This window comes from Streptomyces sp. NPDC041108 (assembly GCF_055592645.1).
Genome location: NZ_JBVIYK010000008.1, coordinates 354,146 through 373,062 on the forward strand (window position 1 = coordinate 354,146; position 18,917 = coordinate 373,062).

Sequence of the window (18,917 nt, forward strand, 5' to 3'; positions counted from 1 at the left end):
AACAGGAGGAGCCGTGCCCCTCACGACGACCGGAGCGCTGATCACCGGGGCCGCCGCCACGCACGCCGCGGTGGCGTCGTTCAACGTCATCACCCTGGAGCACGTCGAGGCGGTCGTCGCGGGCGCCGAGACCGCCGCCGCGCCCGTCGTCCTCCAGGTCAGCGAGAACGCGGTCAGGTTCCACGACGGCGACCCGCTCCCGCTCGCCCGCGCCGCGTCCGCCGCCGCCGAGCGGGCGGCCGTGCCCGTCGCGCTCCACCTCGACCACGTGCGGAGCGACGACCTGCTGCGCCGGGCCGCCGATGCCGGGTTCAGCTCCGTGATGTACGACGCCTCGCATCTGCCCTACCTGGACAACCTGGCCGCCACCCACGCCGCCGTGCGCTGGGCACACGCCCAAGGGCTCTGGATCGAGGCCGAGTTGGGTCAGGTGGGCGGCAAGAACGGCGAGCAGCCGCTCGACGCGCACGCGCCGGGGGCCCGTACCGGCCCCGAGGAGGCGCGGGCCTTCGTGGCCGACTCGGGTGTGGACGCGCTCGCCGTCGCCATCGGCAGCTCGCACGCGATGACCACCCGCACCGCGGCCCTCGACCACGCCCTTCTGCGGCGACTGGCCGGCGCCCTGGACGTTCCCCTCGTCCTGCACGGTTCCTCCGGCGTCCCGGACGATGAGCTGCGGAAGGCCGTCGCGGGCGGCATCGCAAAGGTCAACATCGGCACCGCGCTCAACATCGCCCTGACCGGCGCGATCCGGGAGTTCCTCGACGCCAGCCCCGAGGCGGTGGACCCGCGCCGGTACCTCACGGCGGGCCGGTCGGCGATGGCGGACACCGTGGCCCGCCTCATCCGCGTCCTGCGCTCGGAGCGGACGGTCCCCAGCGCTCCTGCCGTTCCCTCCGCCCCGTCCGCGTAGGGCGGGGCGGAGGCAGGGGCGGAATGTGACGCCCGTCACTGGTATTTTCCGGTCATGCGGGAGACGGAGATCCACCTCGGTGAGCCGCCGGTCGTCGCCCTCACCGGGGTCGGCGTGCACGGCGTCGCGAGCCCCACGGACGTGTTCCGGCTGCCGGAGCTGTGGCAGCTGCACCTCTACCGGTACGAGGGCGAACTGACCGTCGACGGCACCGTCCACCCCATCCGCCCCGGCCGGGTGAGCCTCGTACCACCCGGCACCACGGTCCGCTACCGCTACCGGGGCCGCTCCGAACACCTCTTCGCCCATCTGCGCATCACCCCGTCCGGACCGCCCCACACGGTACCGATCGTGCAGGACGCCGGACCCGAACTCCCCGCGCTCACCGATCTGTTGCTACGGGCGGTGGCCGCCGCTCCGAGCGAGCCGGACCGCACCCGGGCCGAGATCTGGACCACCCTGTGGCGCGTCGCCACGCTGGCCCCGCCCGCCGCCGCGGGTCCCGGCCCGCACCCGGCGGTGACCGCCGCCATCGCCCACATCGAGGCCCGTCTGGCGGCGCCGCTCACCGTCCCGGAGGTGGCCCGGGCGGCCGGCGTCTCCCACAACCACCTGACCCGTCTGTTCCGCGCCGAGACCGGTGGCACGGTCGTCGCCTACATCCGCCGGCGCAGACTCGAACGCGCCCACCATCTGCTCCGCGCCACGACCCTCTCCATCCCCGCCGTGGCCGCCTCCGTGGGCATCCCCGACCTCCAGGCATTCAACAAGGCATGCCGCCGGGAGCTGGGCGCCTCACCCCGCGCGCTGCGAGGCGCCCCGCCGTCGGGGCCGATCAGCCCGACCTGACCGCCCTCAGCACCACGAACTTGGGGTCGCTCGCGACGACTTCGCTGTTGCCGAAGATCCGCCGCAGCGTCACGTGATAGCCCAGATGGCGATTGCCGACCACCCACAGCTCCCCGCCCGGCCGCAGCGCCCGCCGCGCCCCGGTGAACATCCGCCGGGCCGTGGCGTCGGTGGTGGCCTGATGGGAGTGGAACGGCGGGTTGTTGAGGACGAGATCGACGCTCCCCGGCGGGAACTCCTCCAGCCCGTCGCCCACCCGGAACTCGGCCCTGGCGTCGGCGCCGGGCCGGTTCGCCTCGTACGTCGCCCGCGCCGAGGCCACCGCCTGGTAGGACTCGTCGACGAACACCACCTCGGCGTCCGGACCGGCCAGCGCGACCGCCGTGCCCACCACGCCGTTGCCGCAGCCGAGGTCGACGACCCGGCCACCGGCCGGGGCCTCGGGCAGATGCCGCAGGAAGAACCGGGTGCCGATGTCCAGACGGTCCGCGCAGAACACCCCCGCGTGGTTGACGACCGTCCGCCCGGCCAACGGGCCGGTGTCGTCCGGCAGTCGGTAGATGTACGGCCACGGATCGCCGCCCCGAGCGGCGAGAACGTCCGGGTCCGGCGCGCAGAGGACGAGCCGCGCCTTCTGCCGGGCCAGCGAGGTGCGGGTCGGGCCGAGGATCCGCTCGAAGAGCCGGAGCGTGGAGGTGTGGATCTCCTTGACCATGCCGGTGCCGATCACGACCGTACCCTCGTGCACGGCGGGCGCGAGGCGGTGCAGCTGGTCCTCCAGGAGCGCGAGGCTCTTGGGGACCCGGACGAGCAGCACGTCGACGCGGTCCGGGGGTGTGTCCCGCGTGGTGAGCAGCCGTACGGCGTCCGTCCCGACTCCGCCGCGCTCCAGGTTCGCCCGCGTCGCCTCCCGGCTCAGGAACGAGTCGGTGATCTGCGTCGGCCCGTACCCGGCCAGCGCGGTCGTCAGCGCACCCCAGCGGTCCCCGACGATCACGACCGTCCCGTCCAGCCGCGTCCCGCTCTCCGCGAGATGGCGCAGCAGATACGCGTCGGACGCGTCCCAGGCGCGCAACGGGTCACGGGGGTCCTCGGGAAAGCGCGTCAGGGTGTACTCGCCCCAGGGCGCGGTCATACGGTCGCTCATCGTGCGCCCAGGCTAACCGAGCCGCAGCTCAGGACTCCTCCCCGAGTGGCCGTGCGGGACGATGGCACCATGAACGCCGAGCTGTTCCCCCGCGACCGCACCGAGATCGTGCCCGGCGCGGTCCACGTCCCGGACCGGCTGGACGCCGAACAGCAGCGGCGTCTCCTGGACGCCTGCCGCGCATGGGCCCGGCCGCCCGCCGGGCTCCGCACGGTCCGTACCCCGGGCGGCGGCACCATGACCGCCCGGCAGGTCTGCCTCGGCCGGCACTGGGGTGTCGTACCGGCATGTCCCGCCTGCGGCCGTGCCGTACGGGACAACCCCGCCTGCCCCGGCCGGCACACGTACCCGTACGCCTACTCCCGTACGGTCGTCGACGGCGACGGCGCGCCCGTGAAGCCCTTCCCGGCCTGGCTGGGCGAACTGGGCCGGCGCGCGGTGGCGGACACACTCGGCCCGGCGCGGGCGACGGACCCGTACGACATCGCGCTGATCAACTACTACGACGCCGACGCCCGTATGGGCATGCACCGCGACAGCGACGAGTTGTCGGACGCGCCGGTGGTGTCGCTGAGCATCGGCGACACCTGCCTCTTCCGCTTCGGCAACCCGCGGACCCGGACCCGGCCCTACACGGACGTGGAGCTGCGCAGCGGTGACCTGTTCGTGTTCGGTGGGGCGGCGCGGCGGGCGTACCACGGGGTGCCCCGGGTGTACGCGGGGACCGCGCCGGCCGGACTGGGCCTGACCGGCCGGCTGAACATCACCCTGCGGGCCGGCGGCTTCGACGACGTCTGAGGCGCGGCGCCGGGCGAGGAGCCGACGCCGAGCGGATCATGGGAGACTCCCCCTCATGGACGGGAAGGCGGCCCCCACGGCGGCGGGCGAAGGGACACCGACGACACGCACGCGACTGGAGCGGGGGAGGGGCGCGCTCGGTCCGGCACTGGAGCTGGTGCACACCGGGCGGGCGCCCACCCGGGCCGTGCTCACCGCCGAACTGGGGGTCACCCGGGCCACGGCGGGCGCCGTCGCCGCCGAACTGGAGGCGCTCGGCCTGATCCGCGTCGACGCCCACCCGGGCGCGGCCGCCGGTTCGCAGGGCAGGCCCTCCCACCGCCTGGAGATCGCCGAGGAGGGACCCGTCGCCCTCGCCGCCCAGATCCACGCCGACGGCTGGCGGGTCGCCCTGGTCGGCCTGGGCGGCCGGATCGTCACCACCGCGCCCGCCTGTGAGATCGTCGACGCCGATCCGGCGAAGGTGCTCGGCTCGGTCGTCGACGCGGGCGCCGCGCTGCTGCGCGAGACGGGCCGGCGGTGCGTGGGCGCGGGCCTCGCCGTGCCGTCCGCGGTCGCCGAACCGGCGGGACTGGCGCTGAACCCGCTGCACCTGGCCTGGCCGGCGGGGGCGCCCGTCCGGGAGATCTTCGCCGAGCGGGTCCGTGCGGCCGGTATCGAGGGGCCCGCCTTCGCGGCGAACGACGTCAACCTCGCCGCCCTCGCCGAACACCGGCACGGTGCCGGACGGGGCTCCCGGGAACTGCTGTGCGTGGCGACCGGGCACCGGGGCGTCGGCGGTGCGCTCGTCCTCGACGGCCGTCTGCACACGGGCAGTTCGGGCCTCGCCCTCGAAGTCGGGCACCTCACCGTCAACCCCGAGGGCCGCCCCTGTCACTGCGGCAGCCGCGGCTGCCTCGACGTCGAGGCCGACCCGCGGGCCCTGCTCACGGCCGTCGGCCGCGACCCCGGCCCCGAGGGCTCCCTGCTGCAGCAGGCCAACGAACTGATCCGCACCCAGTACGCCGACCCGGGTGTCCGCACGGCCGCCGAGGCCATCATCGACCGCCTCGGCCTGGGGATCGCGGGCCTGGTCAACATCCTCAACCCCGACCGCATCATCCTCGGCGGCATGCACCGCGCTCTGCTCGACGCCGACCCCGACCGGCTGCGCGCCGTCGTCGCCGACCGCAGCCTGTGGGGACGGCAGAGCGGGGTGCCTCCGATCCTCGCCTGCACCCTGGACCACAACAGCCTGGTCGGTGCGGCCGAGTTGGCATGGCAGCCGGTGCTCGACGATCCGCTGGGCGCGCTGGTCTGACGCCTCTCAGCGGGTGCCCGCACCCCGCAGCATGATCGAGCGGGACACCACGAACGTCACCGGGATCGCCGCCCCCGACGCCAGCAGCGGAGCGAACCGGTTGCCGGCGTGCAGGACGTCGACGATCACATAGACACCCGTCGTCGTCAGCAGGAAGCTGGTGGCGTTCGTCAGCGGGAAGAGCAGGAACTTCCGCAAGGTCGGGCGGGTGCGGTAGGTGAATCTCGCGTTCAGGAAGAACGAGCCCGTCATGCTCAGGGCGAAGGCGAGAACATGCGCGCCCAGGTAGGGGATCCAGTGGAGGAACAACAGGTAGAAGCCGTAATAGACCGCCGTGTTGACCACCCCGACCAAGGCGAAGGCGATGATCTGACCCGGTATACGGCGTTCCGGGGTTACGTACGGCTGGGGCTGGGGCTGGGGCTGGGGCTGGGGCCCGGGGAGCGTCGGTGTCCGCGTCGCCGTGCGCATCGGCGTATGAGGTCCTTGGTCGTGCCGCACGCCGCGTGTTCCTCCGTCTGCTCCCCATCGGTCGCCTTCACCAGCCACCCCGGCGAGGGCGGTGACGGCCATGACGATGGTGACACAACCCGGCGTCCCCACGCCGTCGGTGAGTGCGGCGGCCGCTAACGAGTCCAGGGTGCCGACGGCCTCGATCACGCCGTGGACGCCGTATCCGCCGGTCACGTCGCCGTCAACGCTCCTGCGGCACCGCCCCACAGGCTGTCCCCCGGCGCTACGCCCCCGTCCGGCGCCGGGGCCTGGCCACCAGCTCCCCGCCACAGTTGGGGCAGATCGCGTCCAGGGCCTCGCCGCAGGGCACGCAGAACGTGCACTCGTACGAGCAGATGCGGGCCGGGGCGTCGGCGGGCAGAACGGCCGTCGCGCAGCGTTCGCAGCGGTCACGCATCTCCAGCGCCATGGGTGGGCCTCTTCTCGGATCGGGTGCCGTGGCACAGGGGTGCCGTGAAACCGCCGGGGGGCGGCCGAGCCACACGATCCTGCCACGGCGTGTCCTCGCCTGCGGCCGGCCCCTGTCCGTGGCCGCCGCGGGCACCGTCCCGTACGGTGGTCCACCCATGAGGCGTGGCGGGGACCGGACGGCACGGTGCCCGGCGCCGTCCTCGGACTGGCGAGAGCGCGCCGGGTTCGGGATCGGCCGACATCAGCCACGCCAATCGTCGGCGTGCGAACCCTCGTCGGCCTGCGGCGGAACGGTCACCGCCCGGTCAGCCTGCGACGGCCGACCGGGCGGGAGCGTGTTCGGACCTGCGCCCGCGCGCGGCGGGCCTGCGTCCGGTGTCGTAGGACTGTCCGGCCTCGACCGTCAGCCCGACGTCGTACGGCGAGATCTTCGGCACCGCCGCCGAGGACGCCGGCAGCGTGAACCACACGACCTTCCCCGACTCGGAGTGGGGCCGCACACCCCAGCTCTCGCTCACCGCGGCGACCATCGCGAGACCGCGGCCGCAGGTGGCGAAGGGCTCCGCGTCCTGGACGACGGGGAGGCGGGGGTCGTTGTCGCGCACCGAGACCGTGAGCCGGCCGAGGAGCAACTCCATCTCCACGGTGCACATCTTGTCCGGCTCCGCGTGCCGGTGGACGTTGGACAGCAGCTCGGTCACGCCGAGTGCGGCCCGCTCTATCAACGGATCGAGATGCCAGTAGCGCAATTGCGCAGATACGATTCTGCGGACCTGTCCGATCCGCGACGGCAGGGCTTGGAGCTCCACCGTGCAGTGCCTGCTTTGCTGGCTGATCACGGCTGCGACTCCCCGAAGTTGAGTCCGGAAGAAGATCGGAGTACGGATCCAGCGAGGTGGCTGGGCGAAAAACGCCGCCTGCTGTGGTGCGGCCGCCGATGACTGCCGCCTGGTGGCGGAAGCCGGAGCTGCCGCCTGCTCGTGGGGTGGCTGCGCACGGCCGCCGCCCGCTGACGTGGCCGGCGGGCTGGTTCGCAGCGTTATCGCCGGTAAACCCAGAGTGACGTGAGACCAGAGTGACGCAGGGGGACCGGTCCCGCAACTCGCGGCGCGGCGGCCCGCTTCGTCAGCCCCGCCCGGCGGCCCGGCGCACCGCCTCGATGAACCGGCGCGCCGACGGTGGACCGGGCTTCCCCGGAGCCGGGTCGTGCTCGTTCAGCGTGAGCGTGTAACGGGTGCCGTTGACGTCGGCCAACGCCCGGTCCTCGTGGGCGAACCAGGGCTTCGAGGCGCGCACCGCCTGCACCGGCGCGCTGTCGATCTCGCTGCCGTAGCTGGTCAGCAACTGCAGCCGGCCGTCCTCGATCCGGACCTGCCCCGCCCGGGTGAGCTGCCGCAGCCTCTTCCCGATCCGGACGCCCGTGGCCCTGAACTCCGGCTCGGCCATGTATCCCGCCCCCTAGTGCGCCTCGACTGTCCCCGTGTCGTGTGATCCGTCGCGGACCGTGATCCAGTGTGCCCGAGGCCGCCTCCCCCGAACGGCCCCGGCGACGTCGACTCGGCCCGTGCGGTGAAGTCTGCACGTCCTCCGGGTCGAGCACCAGTGCGCACGGTGGACCGGGGGCGGGGTTCCGGCGCATGCGCGGCATGCGCCCCCCCATGCGCCCCGCGCATCCCTGCCACAGGTGTGCCTTTGAGGTGCCCAAAGGCATGTTTATGCAGGTGAGAAGCGTGTGGAAGGTGTTTATCATCGGGGTGTCCGACGCCGCGATCCGCCGTCGGCGCAATGTGAGGAGCACGCCGTGAGCACCCCCCACCCCACTCGTCCGGGCGCGACCCTCGATGTCGATCACAGCGACGCCGGGTACCGCGGCTGGCTCAAGGAAGCCGTGCGCAAGGTGCAGGCCGACGCCAACCGCTCCGCCGACACCCATCTGCTGCGCTTCCCGCTGCCCGAGACATGGGGCATCGACCTGTATCTCAAGGACGAGTCGACCCACCCCACCGGCAGCCTCAAGCACCGCCTCGCCCGATCCCTCTTCCTCTACGGCCTGTGCAACGGCTGGATCCGGCCGGGCCGCCCCGTCATCGAGGCGTCCAGCGGCTCCACGGCCGTATCGGAGGCGTACTTCGCCAAACTGATCGGCGTCCCCTTCATCGCCGTCATGCCCCGCACGACCAGCGCCGAGAAGATCCGTCTGATCGAGTTCCACGGCGGACGCTGCCACTTCGTGGACGACTCACGGAAGATGTACGAGGAGTCGGCCCGCCTCGCGGGGGAGACCGGCGGCCACTACATGGACCAGTTCACCTACGCCGAGCGGGCCACGGACTGGCGCGGCAACAACAACATCGCCGAATCCGTCTTCCGTCAGCTCCAGTTGGAGCGCTTCCCCGAGCCCGCCTGGATCGTCGCCACCGCCGGCACCGGCGGCACCTCGGCGACCATCGCCCGGTACGTGCACTACATGCAGTACGACACCCGGATCTGTGTCGCCGACCCCGAGAACTCCTGTTTCTTCGAGGGCTGGACGACCGGCGACCCCGACGTCACCTGCGACTGCGGCTCCCGCATCGAGGGCATCGGCCGGCCCCGTATGGAGCCCAGCTTCGTCCCCGGCGCGGTCGACCGCATGATGAAGGTCCCCGACGCCGCCAGCATCGCCGCCGTACGCGCCCTGGAACAGGCCATCGGCCGCAAGGCCGGCGGCTCGACGGGCACGGGCCTGTGGAGCGCCCTCAAGATCGCCGCCGAGATGGTGGCGGAGGGCCGGCACGGCAGCGTCGTGACCCTGCTCTGCGACCCGGGCGACCGCTACCTCGACAAGTACTACTCGGACGGATGGCTGCGGGAGCAGGGCCTGGACATCGCGCCCTACACGGCGGCCATCGAGTCCCTCCTGCGCACCGGGGTGTGGGCGGCTCCCCACTAGGGGCGGGGCCTCGTCGGCCCGCGGCTGCGCCGCGTGGGCGCGGCCGGCCGGCGGCCCGCGCAGCGCCCCCCGGTGCGGCCGCGCTCAGATGTCCATGCCGTCGTCGGAGTCCTCGCCGGCCACCACCAGCCGCCGCAGATGCTCCGCGATCTCGGCCCGCGCCTGCGCGGCCAGCCCCGCGTCGGTCACCAGTGTGTCGACCTGCTCCAGCGCCGCGAACGAACTCAGGCCCACCGTCCCCCACTTGGTGTGGTCGGCCACCACCACGACCCGCCGCGCCGACTGCACCAGCCGCCGGTTGGTCTCGGCCTCCGCCAGGTTCGGCGTGGACAGACCCGCCTCGACGGATATGCCGTGCACCCCGAGGAACAGCACGTCGAAGTGGAGTGCCGCGATCGCCTGGTCCGCCACCGGCCCCACCAGGGAGTCGGACGGCGTGCGCACCCCGCCGGTGAGCACCACGGTCGCCGCCCCCTGCCGGGGGCCCGTCGTGCGCTGCGCGGCGTGGAAGACATCGGCGACCCGCACCGAATTGGTGACCACGGTCAGGTCCGGCACATCCACGAGCCGGTGCGCCAGCGCGTACGTCGTCGTACCGCCCGACAGGGCGATCGCCGACCCCGGAGCGACCAGCTCCGCGGCGGCCCGCGCGATGTCCTCCTTGGCGTTCAGCTCCAGGCCGGACTTCGCCTCGAAACCGGGCTCGTGGGTGCTCGCCTCGGCCACCGGCACCGCGCCGCCGTGGACCTTCTCCACCGCGCCCTGGCGGGCGAGCGCGTCCAGATCGCGGCGCACCGTCATGTCCGACACCCCGAGTCTGCGGGTCAGCTCGTTGACCCGGACCCCGCCCCGCCGTCGCACCTCGTCGAGGATCAGGGCTCGGCGCTGCTCCGCGAGGAGGTTCTGGTTCTCACTCACGCCCGCTCCGGTCCTCTCGCCCCATCACGCCCGACACGCCTTCCCTACCCCTCCGACGAGGACATTTCCCCGTCCCCGGTCCCGAGGACGTCCCATATTCGCACGCCCCGCCACGGGCAAGGCCCTTACCTGTGCGGTCACCCGCACGTCACACACCGTTTCCCGCGCCCGTCACTATCACACGGATCGAGGAGATTCGGTGACCACAGGTGTACGAGGCCCCCTCAGCGGCGATCATCAGTGCCTGCACATCACCTGACTTGCGGCGCGTCACGGGGGAAGCGGAACAGTGGATCGTGCGAGGGAACATACGGCACATACCGAACCCAGGGAACATCGGGATCCCGCCGAGGCGGAGAAGCGCCCGGAATCCGCCCGATCGGGGCCGGGGGGTCCCGCCCTCGAACTCCTCGTCCACGGCGTCGGCGGAACCAGCCCCGACCGCATGCTCGACGATCCCCGCACCGTCCGGATCACCGGCGACGACACGGCCGCCGTGTTCCGCCGCGCCGACGACGCCGAGGAACGGCCCGCGGACCGCCGGGGCAGACCCGTCCCCGAGGCCTACGTCTGGTGCAACCTCACCTCCGGCAACGGCTCCCGCGCGCTGTGGCTGGTGCTGCTGCCGTTCATGGTCGTCAACCTCGCCCACTGGATGCGGCCCGGTGTCCGCGGCCGCCGTCGGACCGTACGCCTCTACGGCCTGCTGGTCCGGCTGACCGGCCTGACCCTGACCGTGCTGCTCGTCGCGGCTGCCTGCGAGGTCGCGCTCGACCTGACCGCCTGGCAGTGCGCGGGCGCACGCGGCTGTGCGCGGGCGCACACCTGGCTCGGTTTTCTCTCCCCGGCCGTCTCCGACGACGGCTGGTGGAGCCTGCCCGGCCGCCGTCTCGCCCTGGCGGCCCTGGTCCCCAGCGCCCTGACCGGCCTGCTGTGGTACCTCTCCCACCGCACCTGGAGCGAGTACGAGTCCCAGCGCCCCATGGAGCGCGGCGACGCCTGCTCCGAGGACGAGAAGGCGCCGCGCGGTGCCCTCGACACCGAGGACACCGCACACGTCGCCCTCGGCCGGCCCGGCTTCTGGTACGGGCGCCGCCTCGTGGCCAGGCTGCGTGCCGCCCATGTGGCGGCGGGCTTCCTCACCGTGGCGGCGGCCGTCGGCACGCCCGCCGCCCGCCAGGACCGCCGGGCGGGCGGCCCCGCCGTCCTGGAACTGCTCGGCTGGCTGCTGAACGCGGCACTGGTCGTGCTCGCCGTGGTCGTGGTGTGGGTGGTGTGCCGCCGGGGCCGCAGCGAGTGGCGCCTCGACAAGCACCTGGACGCCCACCTGGCACGCCGTCTGCCGGCCTGCGCGATCGCCGTGCTCGTTCTCGCCCTGCTGTACGCCGGGTGGTCACGCCCCGGCTGGCGGTCGGCCGGGCGGCTGCCGGGGGACATGACCTTCGGCGGGATCACCCTGGTCCAGGGCGTGCTGGTCCTCGCGCTCGGCGTGGTCGCCCACCTGCTGTACCGCTCCCGCCCCGACCCGCGCACCGCCCTGTACGGTCTGGCCGGTCCCGCCGTCGCGATGCTCGCCTGCGCCCTCGGCGGCGTGATGTCCGCCGGGGTCGCCCAGCGCGTCGCCGACTGGCTGGGCGGCACGGACGACGCCCTGCCCGGTCCCCCCGTCCTGCTCACCTGGCAGGCATCCGTCATCCCGCCCTTCCTCCTGGTCGTCCTCGGCCTCCTCGGCTGGCTGGCCCGCCGCACCCTGGCGCTGCGGCGGTCGGAGACGGCGGCGGTCGAGGGGGAGTACGGCCTGACACGGGAGCGACCCCACGAGGAGCGCCCCGGTGAGGAGCACGAGTCCCGGGACGTCGGCCGCACCCGCCGGATCGCCCGCACCCGGGCCATGGCCGCGCTCACCGACCGGGCGCCCCGCCTCGTCGGCGTCATCTCCACCGTGACCCTGCTGCTGGGCGCGGCCGCCCTGACCGGTGCCCTGGTGACGCGCGAGACACCGGCGCGGGCGGCGCTCGGCTCGTCCGCCTTCGTCGCGGGCGCCGCCGAGGCCGCCCAGGCGCTGGGGTCCTGGCTGATCGGCGTGGGCTTCCTGCTGTTCGTCACCTGGGGGCGCCGGGCCTACAAGGACGCCTCCGCGCGCCGCACGATCGGCATCCTCTGGGACGTGGGCACGTTCTGGCCGCGCGCCGCACACCCGTTCGCACCGCCCTGCTACGCCGAGCGGGCCGTACCCGACCTGACCTGGCGCATGGCCACCTGGACCCGCGCCACGGGCGGCCGGCTCGTCATCTCCGGGCACTCCCAGGGCAGCGTCCTCGCGGCGGCCGCCGCCTGGCAGCTGACCCCGTCGGTCCGCAGACGGGTCGCGCTCCTCACCTACGGATCCCCGCTGGAGCGGCTGTACGGGCGCTGGTTCCCCGCCCACTTCGGCCCCGAGCCGCTCGCCTCCCTGCACCGCGAGATCGACTGCTGGCGCAACCTGTACCGCCGCACCGACCCCATCGGCGGCCCCGTACGTCTGACGAGCCGGAACGGGCCGCAGGTCGACGCCGAACCCTTCACCGACCCGCTCGCCTACGGCCGCACCGCCGCGCACCCCCTGCCCGCGCCGATCCTCGGTCACTCCGACTACCAGGCGGACCCGGCCTTCGTCGAGGAGCGGCGGCAGTTGCTCGACCGCCTCGACGCAGGGCTGCCGGGTCCGCGGACTTCCTAGTCGGGGCAGGAGACATCCCGCGCGGGACGCTCACCCGTGGTGAGGAACCGGGTCACGGCCCGGTCGCCGCAGGCGTTGCCCGTGCCCAGGTACACGCCATGGCCGCCGCGCTCGACCGTGACGAGCCGCGCGCGGTCGCCGAGGGCCTGCCGCATCTTCAGCGCGCCGACATACGGGGTCGTGGGGTCACGCCGGTTCTGGATCATGAGGATGTTCGAGGGGCCCCGGTCGGTGATCCGGGTGGGCCTGTCGGCGGGGGCGTCCTTCCAGAAGGCGCAGGGCGGGATGCTCGCGGGCAGCCCGGCGGTGAGCGGGTGGCGCGCCCGGTCCGCGGCCACCGCCCGCTCGTACCCGGCCACCGACCTCGGCCAGCGCACGTCGTTGCAGATCACCGCCGTCGTGCCCGAGGCGTCCTCGTCGCTCAGGGGCAGGGCGACCTCCGGCGGCAGCACGGGAGTCGCCTGGGGCACCAGGGCCGCGCGCACCAGCCGGGCGAGCCGGGGGAAGGCCGCGTCGTCGTACAGGGCGTTGTGCATGACCTGCCGCAGCCGGTTGCCGGTCAGCGGCACGCCCGGTGTCGTCGACTCCTTCGGCGCGCGGTCCAGTTCCGCCGCCACGGAGAGGAACAGCGGCCGGACGTCCTCGGGGCGCCGGGCCAGTCGCAGGCCCTCCGCCTCCCGGGCCGGGTCGGCGGCCCAGGCGGCGAAGTCCGGGAACCGGTCCTCGGCCCCTCGCGCCATGTTCGCCAGCCAGGCCCGCTCGACCCGCCGGGGGTCGGGGTCTGCGCTGCTGTCCAGCACCAGCCGGTCCACCCGTCCCGGATGCCTCTGCGCGTACACGGCGCCGACATAGGCCCCGTACGAGACGCCGTACGCCGACAGCTTCGCCTCGCCGAGGGCCTGCCGGAGACGTTCGATGTCGCGCACCTGGTTGGCGGTGCTGAAGCTGCGCAGCACCGCACCGCCGTTGCGGGCGCACGCCTCGGCGGTGCGGCGGGAGCGGGCGACGTTCTCCGCGATGCCGCCGTCCGGCGCGGGCCAGGGCCGCAGGGCCACCAGATGCCGGTCCGCCGCGGGAAGTCCGCAGGACGCACGGGTACTGGCACCCACACCGCGCGGGTCGAAACTCACGAGGTCGTACGCGGCCCCCGTCTCCCGCCGTAACGCTTCGCCCTGCCGGGTGAGTTTCGCCGTGCCGGAGCCGCCCGGCCCGCCCGGGAGCACGAGCAGTGTGCCGCGCCGGGCCTCGGGGCGCTCACTGGGCAGCCGGGAGAGCGCGAGGGTCAGCAAGGGGCCGTCGGGGGAGCGGTAGTCCACCGGCACCGCCAGTTCGGCGCACTGCTGTCCGGCCGGGCCGCCGGGCTGGGAACAGGGACGCCAGTCGAGGGCGGGGGCGGAGGCCGCCGCGTCGGACGCCGGACCGGGAAGAACGGTCAGCGTGGCGGCGGCCGAGACGGACAGGGCCAGGACGAGGGCTCGTCGGGTGGTCATCTTCATGCGGCCATACTGTCGGCCGGACCGTTCCGGTCCCATCCGGCTGACAACACCCCCGTGGTGGGGTCCTCCCCCTGGGGTTCACCCCAGGGAGTCGGGCTACGGCAGCTCCGGCAGGTCCTCCGCGTAGAGCAGCGTCAGGTCGTCCTTGTCCGGTTCGTCGACCTGCGCCACCCGGCTCGCGTGGCGTTCGACCATCGCTTCGAACGTCTGCCGCGCGGTGCGGCCGTTGCCGAAGGCCGGGCCCTTGGGGATCGCCGTGAAGTAGTCCAGCAGTGCCTCGCCCGCGCCCGGCGCCAGCCGGTACTCGTGCTCCTCCGCCTGCTGCTCCACGATGCGCAGCAGTTCGTCGGGGACGTAGTCGTCGAAGGTGATGGTGCGGGAGAAGCGGGACGCCACACCGGGGTTGACCGTGAGGAAGCGCTCCATCTCGGCCGTGTAGCCCGCGACGATCACCACCACCGCGTCCCGGTGGTCCTCCATCAGCTTCACCAGCGTGTCGATGGCCTCCTTGCCGAAGTCCCGCCCCGAGTCCTCCGGCGACAGCGCGTAGGCCTCGTCGATGAACAGCACACCGCCACGGGCGCGTTCGAATGCCTCCTGGGTGCGGATCGCCGTGGAGCCGATGTGTTCGCCGACCAGGTCCACGCGGGACACCTCGACGAGATGCCCCTTCTCCAGGACGTCGAGCGAGGCCAGGATCTCGCCGTAGAGGCGGGCGACCGTCGTCTTGCCGGTGCCGGGGGACCCCGTGAACACCAGATGCCGTTTGACGGAGGCCGCCTTGAGGCCGGCCTGCTGACGGCGGCGGCCCACCTCGATCATGTCGGTGAGGGCACGGACCTCGCGCTTGACGCTGTCCAGGCCGACCAGCGCGTCGAGTTCACCCAGCACCGCCTTGGAGGCCCGCGCCGGGGTCTCGGGCTCCACGACGGACGGGGTGACGGCCACCGGGTGCTCGGTGGTGCGCTGCCCGGGGATCGAGCCCAGCAGGCCGGACGACGCGGTCGTGGTCTGCGTGGCGGTCTCCGGCGGGACCGGGGGCCGGACCCCCGCGCTCTCGTCACTGGCGCAGTCCTCGACCACCGGACCGCCGCCCGCGGTACCGGGACCGCCCTCCGCGAACTCGTAGCCACCGCGCGCGCAGCGCTCCGTACGGCACTTGCGCAGAGTGGCCCGGCAGCCGTCGATGACGTGGAAGCCGTAGCCGCCGCTGCCGGTCACCCGGCAGTTGAGGAAGCTGCCGCGGCCTCCAGCGGAGACGTAGAAGCCGGCCTCGGCGGGCGAGGTGACGGTGCAGCGCTCGATGGTCGGGTCGGCGCCCTTGGTGACGATCACGCCGGTCTGGGTGCCGTCGACGGTGCAGTTGTTGAGGGTGCCGCCGCTGCCGTGGTCGCGGAACCAGGCGCCGGTGGCGGCGTCCTTGATCCGGCAGTCGTCGAGCTGCGCGGTCGCCCCGTCGCTGACCGACACCGCGGTGTTCCGCACCTGCGACAGGTCGCTGTCGACGACGTCCGCGCGCGAGCCCCGGTCCAGCACGAACAGCGCGTCCGGCACGTCGTGCACGCGGCAGGACTCCAGCACCGCGGTCGCGCCGTCGCTGACCCAGACGGCCGGGTAGTCGCCGGTGCTGTCGAAGATCTCGCACTGGTTGGCGTCCACGCGGGTGCCGGGGTCCCACACCGACAGCCCGTTGCGCCCGAACTGCCGTACCGACGTGCGCGTCAGCGTGAGGACGGAGCGCGAGCGGAGGTCCACCGCATTCTCCGGGATGTCATGGATACGACAGTCCGCGAGGGTGAGCACGGCGTCGGTGTCGAGGGTGATCCCGTCGGCCGTCGTACGGTGCACGTCGCAGTCGGTGAGATGGGCCGTGGCCCGGTTGGTGATCTGCACGCCGCTGCCGCGGACCTCGTAGACCTCGCAACCGACCGCCTCCAGCGCGGAGTTCTCCCCGGTCACCGTCAGACCCGAGCCCGAGGTGTGGTGCACCCGGCAGCGCTCCAGTCGGGGATGGCCGCCGCCGCGCACCGCGACACCGGCCTGACCGGCGGCGACGACCTCGCACTCCTCGAACACACCGCCGCCGCCGTCGACCACGGCGATGCCGATGCCGGCCGGGTTGTCCACGGTGCAGCGCCGGACCGTCGGCCGGGCGCCGCCGCGCACCTCGATGCCGGCCGCGGAACGGGTGACGATCCGCAGGTCCAGCAGCTCGGGTGTGCCGTCCTCGACGAGAAGCGCGGGCGCCGCCGCGTCCTGGCCCTCCACATGCAGGTCCTGGACGACGGCCGAGGCGGCCACGGTCAGCGGCACCCCGTCCACGGGCGCGATGCGGACCGAGCCGGGCGAGCCCTCCGGGCCGCGGAGCGTGACCCCGCGCTGCACGACGAGGTTCTCCCGGTACGTGCCGGGAGCGACGACGAGCACGTCGCCGTCGCTCGCGGCCTCCAGGGCTGCGGCGAGCGATGCGTACTCACCCGTGCGGCGCCGCCACCGCGATGTACCGGTGTGCGTCACCTGGACCGTGCCCTGTGCCATGGCGTTGCTGTGCCCCCACCTCGTGGAACGCGGGTCGATGCCGAACAGTTCGGCTGGTCGGTCCACCGTAGCGTGCGCGGGCAGGGGGAGTTGACCGGAGTGCGAAGGCCGTCAGCTGCCCGTGCCCGTCCTGCCCCAGTCCGGCCCCGCCTTGTCCCATGCCTGGTCCCAGCGGGCGTACCGGCGGCGGACCATGCGCCAGACGATCAGGCGTCTGACGCCCTCGACGAGCCCCGCGGCGAGCACGGTGGAGCCGAATCCGGCCAGCACCGCGTGGGTCGTCGCGGTGGCGGAGTCCAGGGGGCGGCCGACCGTGCGGCCCTGCCCGTCCGTCCACAGCGTGAAGTGGTCGCCGGGCCGCGGGGCTCTGAGACCGGCCAGGACCGTGCCGCGGCGCTCGGTGCCGTCCGGGCCCGTCCAGTCGGCGACCACACGGCTCTGCCGGCCGCGGGTCGTGGAGGTCTCCGGATCGGGGTCCAGCGGGGAGCCGTCGACCTTCTTGACGACGGTGGCCGTCACCCGGTGCCGGCTCTGCTGCTGGTCGCGCACGGACTGCTGCAGGGCTCCCTGGGCGGTGGTGCCGGCGACGGCGCCGACGAGGGGCGCGGCGACGAGGATCAGCAGCAGGGCGGCGAACGCCAGCCATGCCTCGACCAGATCGGTCGTCCGTCGCAGCGGATTGTGCCGCCAGCGCCACAGCCCGCCGATCGCCCGCAGTCCACCGATGGTCCGCATCGCGCCACACCCCCTTCCGCGTCCGTGATAACCCGGGGCGGAGCCGTCCACAGGCGGTCCCGGTCAAGAGAGAGCGATGTCACTCTCCCACCGGGCCTTCTCATGAACTTCTCACAAGCAGCCAACGGCCGGACCCTGAGCATGTGTTCCCAGCGCGTGAACCGAATCGTAGGAGATTGAATTTTCAAGCGGGGAACGGGAGTTCGCAATCCGGGGACGCGCACGGGGGTCGCTTATGGGCCGCATACGGGCCGCATACGGGCCGCGTCGAGAACGCTCGTACGGCGGCGGGTTCGGACTCGTTATTCGAGTATCCGCACCGGATCGCCGATCCGTACCGTGCCGCCGGATTCCGGGACGAGGTTCTGCCCGAAGACCAGCTTGTCGCCGAACCGGCGGTGGCGGGCGAGGGTGCGCAGGGGTTCGCGGCCGCGCTCGCCGGTCTCCTGGTCGGTGGTGGTCACCACGCACCGGCCGCACATCTTCGCGACTCGGAAGGTCACCTCGCCGATCACGACCCGCCGCCAGTCGTCCTCGGCCCAGGCGCCCGTGCCGTCGACGACCAGGTTCGGCCGGAAGCGGCTCATGGGGAGCGGGCCCTCCTCGGGATGGTCTCCCCGCGCGACCAGCGCGTTGAGCGCGTCCAGCGAGGCGAGTGTGGTCAGCAGCAGCGGATAGCCGTCGGCGAAGCTGACGGTCTCGCCGGGGCGGGCGAACTCGGGGTCGAGCGGGCGGCGGGTCGCCGGGTCGTCGAGGTGCACGAGCCGCACGGAGACGCCGAGGTGGTCGCTGAACCAGGCGTGCGCCGCGGCGTCGGCGAGGACCCCCTCCACCTTGTCCCGCCAGATCTCCACGGTGACCGTGCCGGTGGGCTCGGGCACGGGGACGGTCAGCGGCGCGCGGCCGGACGCGGACAGCAGCAGACCGCCGCCGGGCAGCAGCCCGGCGGCGGCCAACGTCATACGCGGATGCGGACGTTGAGTGATGACCTTGCCCGAGTCGTCGACCAGCACCCAACGACGGTCGCCCGCCAGCCCCCAGGGCTCCACGACGGCCTCGTCGGGGGCGAAGCCCCGGGCCGCCTTCAGCGGATGGACGTGGATCGAGTGCAGCGACGGATTCCCCATGGGGTCATCCTGCCAGCAGATCGTGACAACCCCACGCGAATTGTGCCGAGTGCCTCAGTACCCGCGGTACTGCTGGCCGTTGTACGGATCCTGCTGGTAGGGGGCCGACGGGGCAGGGCGCGGAGCCGCCGGACGCATGGCTTCGTACCCGGCCATGGGCCGTTGCTGCTGTTGCTGAGGCTGGGCGCCCGGATAGCCGCGCGGGCCCGCGACCTGTTGCGGGATGTACGCGTTGGGCGCCTGCTGCAACGGCGAGGGCTGCTGCGCCTGCGGATAGCCGTAGGCGGACTGGGAGGGACCCGACGGCAGCGCGGGCAGCGCCGACGGCAGCGCGGGCAGGTTGCTGCCCGGGGTGTCGTACTGGGCGGGTACCCGGATCGGGGCGATCTGAGGGGTTCCCCGCTCGGCGACGAGAGAGTCGTAGATCGGGGTGTCCGCGAAGGACGAGGCGGAGTAGTAACCGCCGCCGTAGGTGGAGCGGGGGGAGGTCATGGCACATAAGTTAAGCCCACGATGTGCTG

The 18,917-nt window shown here is 73.3% G+C and carries 17 protein-coding genes; 6 read left to right on the forward strand and 11 right to left on the reverse strand.

The window, feature by feature from the left end; translation table 11 throughout:
• Positions 1-13 precede the first annotated feature (13 nt).
• Together ACZ6BB_RS24345 and ACZ6BB_RS24350 are read left to right on the forward strand one after the other, a co-directional pair.
• Complete coding sequence (locus ACZ6BB_RS24345; RefSeq protein ID WP_471617268.1) at positions 14-913, forward strand: class II fructose-bisphosphate aldolase; 900 nt, start codon at positions 14-16, stop codon at positions 911-913.
• A 54-nt stretch (positions 914-967) separates the two neighbouring features.
• A complete protein-coding gene (locus ACZ6BB_RS24350; RefSeq protein WP_471617269.1) occupies positions 968-1,762 on the forward strand; it encodes a helix-turn-helix domain-containing protein in 795 nt (264 codons plus the stop codon).
• On the opposite strand, the gene ACZ6BB_RS24355 is transcribed toward ACZ6BB_RS24350, so the two are convergent.
• Positions 1,749-2,909 (reverse strand): methyltransferase, encoded by a 1,161-nt coding sequence (locus tag ACZ6BB_RS24355; RefSeq protein WP_471617270.1) that lies wholly within the window; start codon positions 2,907-2,909, stop codon positions 1,749-1,751. The two genes, ACZ6BB_RS24350 and ACZ6BB_RS24355, sit on opposite strands and share 14 nt — an antisense overlap.
• Before the next feature lie 69 nt (positions 2,910-2,978).
• Here ACZ6BB_RS24355 and ACZ6BB_RS24360 point away from each other — a divergent pair, with 69 nt between their 5' ends.
• Together ACZ6BB_RS24360 and ACZ6BB_RS24365 are read left to right on the forward strand one after the other, a co-directional pair.
• Positions 2,979-3,707: an alpha-ketoglutarate-dependent dioxygenase AlkB family protein gene (locus tag ACZ6BB_RS24360; protein ID WP_471617271.1), complete on the forward strand. Its 729-nt coding sequence runs from the start codon at positions 2,979-2,981 to the stop codon at positions 3,705-3,707.
• A 55-nt stretch (positions 3,708-3,762) separates the two neighbouring features.
• A complete protein-coding gene (locus ACZ6BB_RS24365; protein WP_471617272.1) occupies positions 3,763-5,007 on the forward strand; it encodes an ROK family protein in 1,245 nt (414 codons plus the stop codon).
• A 6-nt stretch (positions 5,008-5,013) separates the two neighbouring features.
• Here ACZ6BB_RS24365 and ACZ6BB_RS24370 read toward each other — a convergent pair whose 3' ends face one another.
• The 4 genes from ACZ6BB_RS24370 to ACZ6BB_RS24385 all read right to left on the reverse strand — a co-directional run bounded on the left by ACZ6BB_RS24370 (position 5,014) and on the right by ACZ6BB_RS24385 (position 7,377).
• Positions 5,014-5,376, reverse strand: coding sequence for a GtrA family protein (locus ACZ6BB_RS24370; protein ID WP_471617352.1), 363 nt, complete (start codon positions 5,374-5,376; stop codon positions 5,014-5,016).
• Positions 5,377-5,743: 367 nt separating this feature from the next.
• Positions 5,744-5,929, reverse strand: coding sequence for a DUF1272 domain-containing protein (locus ACZ6BB_RS24375; RefSeq protein WP_471617273.1), 186 nt, complete (start codon positions 5,927-5,929; stop codon positions 5,744-5,746).
• A gap of 307 nt (positions 5,930-6,236) precedes the next feature.
• On the reverse strand, positions 6,237-6,770 hold the full coding sequence (locus ACZ6BB_RS24380; protein WP_471617274.1) for an ATP-binding protein: 534 nt from the start codon (positions 6,768-6,770) through the stop codon (positions 6,237-6,239).
• 286 nt (positions 6,771-7,056) lie between these two features.
• Positions 7,057-7,377, reverse strand: coding sequence for a hypothetical protein (locus tag ACZ6BB_RS24385; protein ID WP_471617275.1), 321 nt, complete (start codon positions 7,375-7,377; stop codon positions 7,057-7,059).
• A gap of 355 nt (positions 7,378-7,732) precedes the next feature.
• Here ACZ6BB_RS24385 and cds1 point away from each other — a divergent pair, with 355 nt between their 5' ends.
• The gene (gene cds1 / locus ACZ6BB_RS24390; protein ID WP_471617276.1) at positions 7,733-8,863 is read left to right on the forward strand and encodes an L-cysteine desulfhydrase Cds1; all 1,131 of its coding nucleotides are present in this window, start codon (positions 7,733-7,735) and stop codon (positions 8,861-8,863) included.
• Positions 8,864-8,947: 84 nt separating this feature from the next.
• Here the strand turns inward: cds1 and ACZ6BB_RS24395 are convergent, their stop codons facing one another.
• On the reverse strand, positions 8,948-9,781 hold the full coding sequence (locus tag ACZ6BB_RS24395; protein ID WP_471617277.1) for a DeoR/GlpR family DNA-binding transcription regulator: 834 nt from the start codon (positions 9,779-9,781) through the stop codon (positions 8,948-8,950).
• 445 nt (positions 9,782-10,226) lie between these two features.
• On the opposite strand from ACZ6BB_RS24395, the gene ACZ6BB_RS24400 reads away from it, so the two are divergent.
• Positions 10,227-12,500, forward strand: coding sequence for a hypothetical protein (locus ACZ6BB_RS24400; RefSeq protein ID WP_471617278.1), 2,274 nt, complete (start codon positions 10,227-10,229; stop codon positions 12,498-12,500).
• On the opposite strand, the gene ACZ6BB_RS24405 is transcribed toward ACZ6BB_RS24400, so the two are convergent.
• The 5 genes from ACZ6BB_RS24405 to ACZ6BB_RS24425 form a co-directional block, all read right to left on the reverse strand.
• Positions 12,497-13,996 carry an alpha/beta hydrolase gene (locus ACZ6BB_RS24405; protein ID WP_471617279.1) on the reverse strand — a complete coding sequence of 500 codons (1,500 nt, stop codon included), beginning with the start codon at positions 13,994-13,996 and terminating at the stop codon, positions 12,497-12,499. The genes ACZ6BB_RS24400 and ACZ6BB_RS24405 overlap by 4 nt on opposite strands.
• A gap of 96 nt (positions 13,997-14,092) precedes the next feature.
• Positions 14,093-16,534, reverse strand: a complete 2,442-nt coding sequence (locus tag ACZ6BB_RS24410; protein ID WP_471617280.1) for a right-handed parallel beta-helix repeat-containing protein — start codon at positions 16,532-16,534, stop codon at positions 14,093-14,095.
• Positions 16,535-16,645: 111 nt separating this feature from the next.
• Positions 16,646-17,269 carry an Rv1733c family protein gene (locus ACZ6BB_RS24415; RefSeq protein ID WP_471617281.1) on the reverse strand — a complete coding sequence of 208 codons (624 nt, stop codon included), beginning with the start codon at positions 17,267-17,269 and terminating at the stop codon, positions 16,646-16,648.
• Between the two features lie 302 nt (positions 17,270-17,571).
• Positions 17,572-18,396 (reverse strand): MOSC domain-containing protein, encoded by an 825-nt coding sequence (locus ACZ6BB_RS24420; RefSeq protein WP_471617282.1) that lies wholly within the window; start codon positions 18,394-18,396, stop codon positions 17,572-17,574.
• A 54-nt stretch (positions 18,397-18,450) separates the two neighbouring features.
• A complete protein-coding gene (locus ACZ6BB_RS24425) occupies positions 18,451-18,888 on the reverse strand; it encodes a DUF6643 family protein (protein WP_471617283.1) in 438 nt (145 codons plus the stop codon).
• Positions 18,889-18,917: the final 29 nt, after the last annotated feature.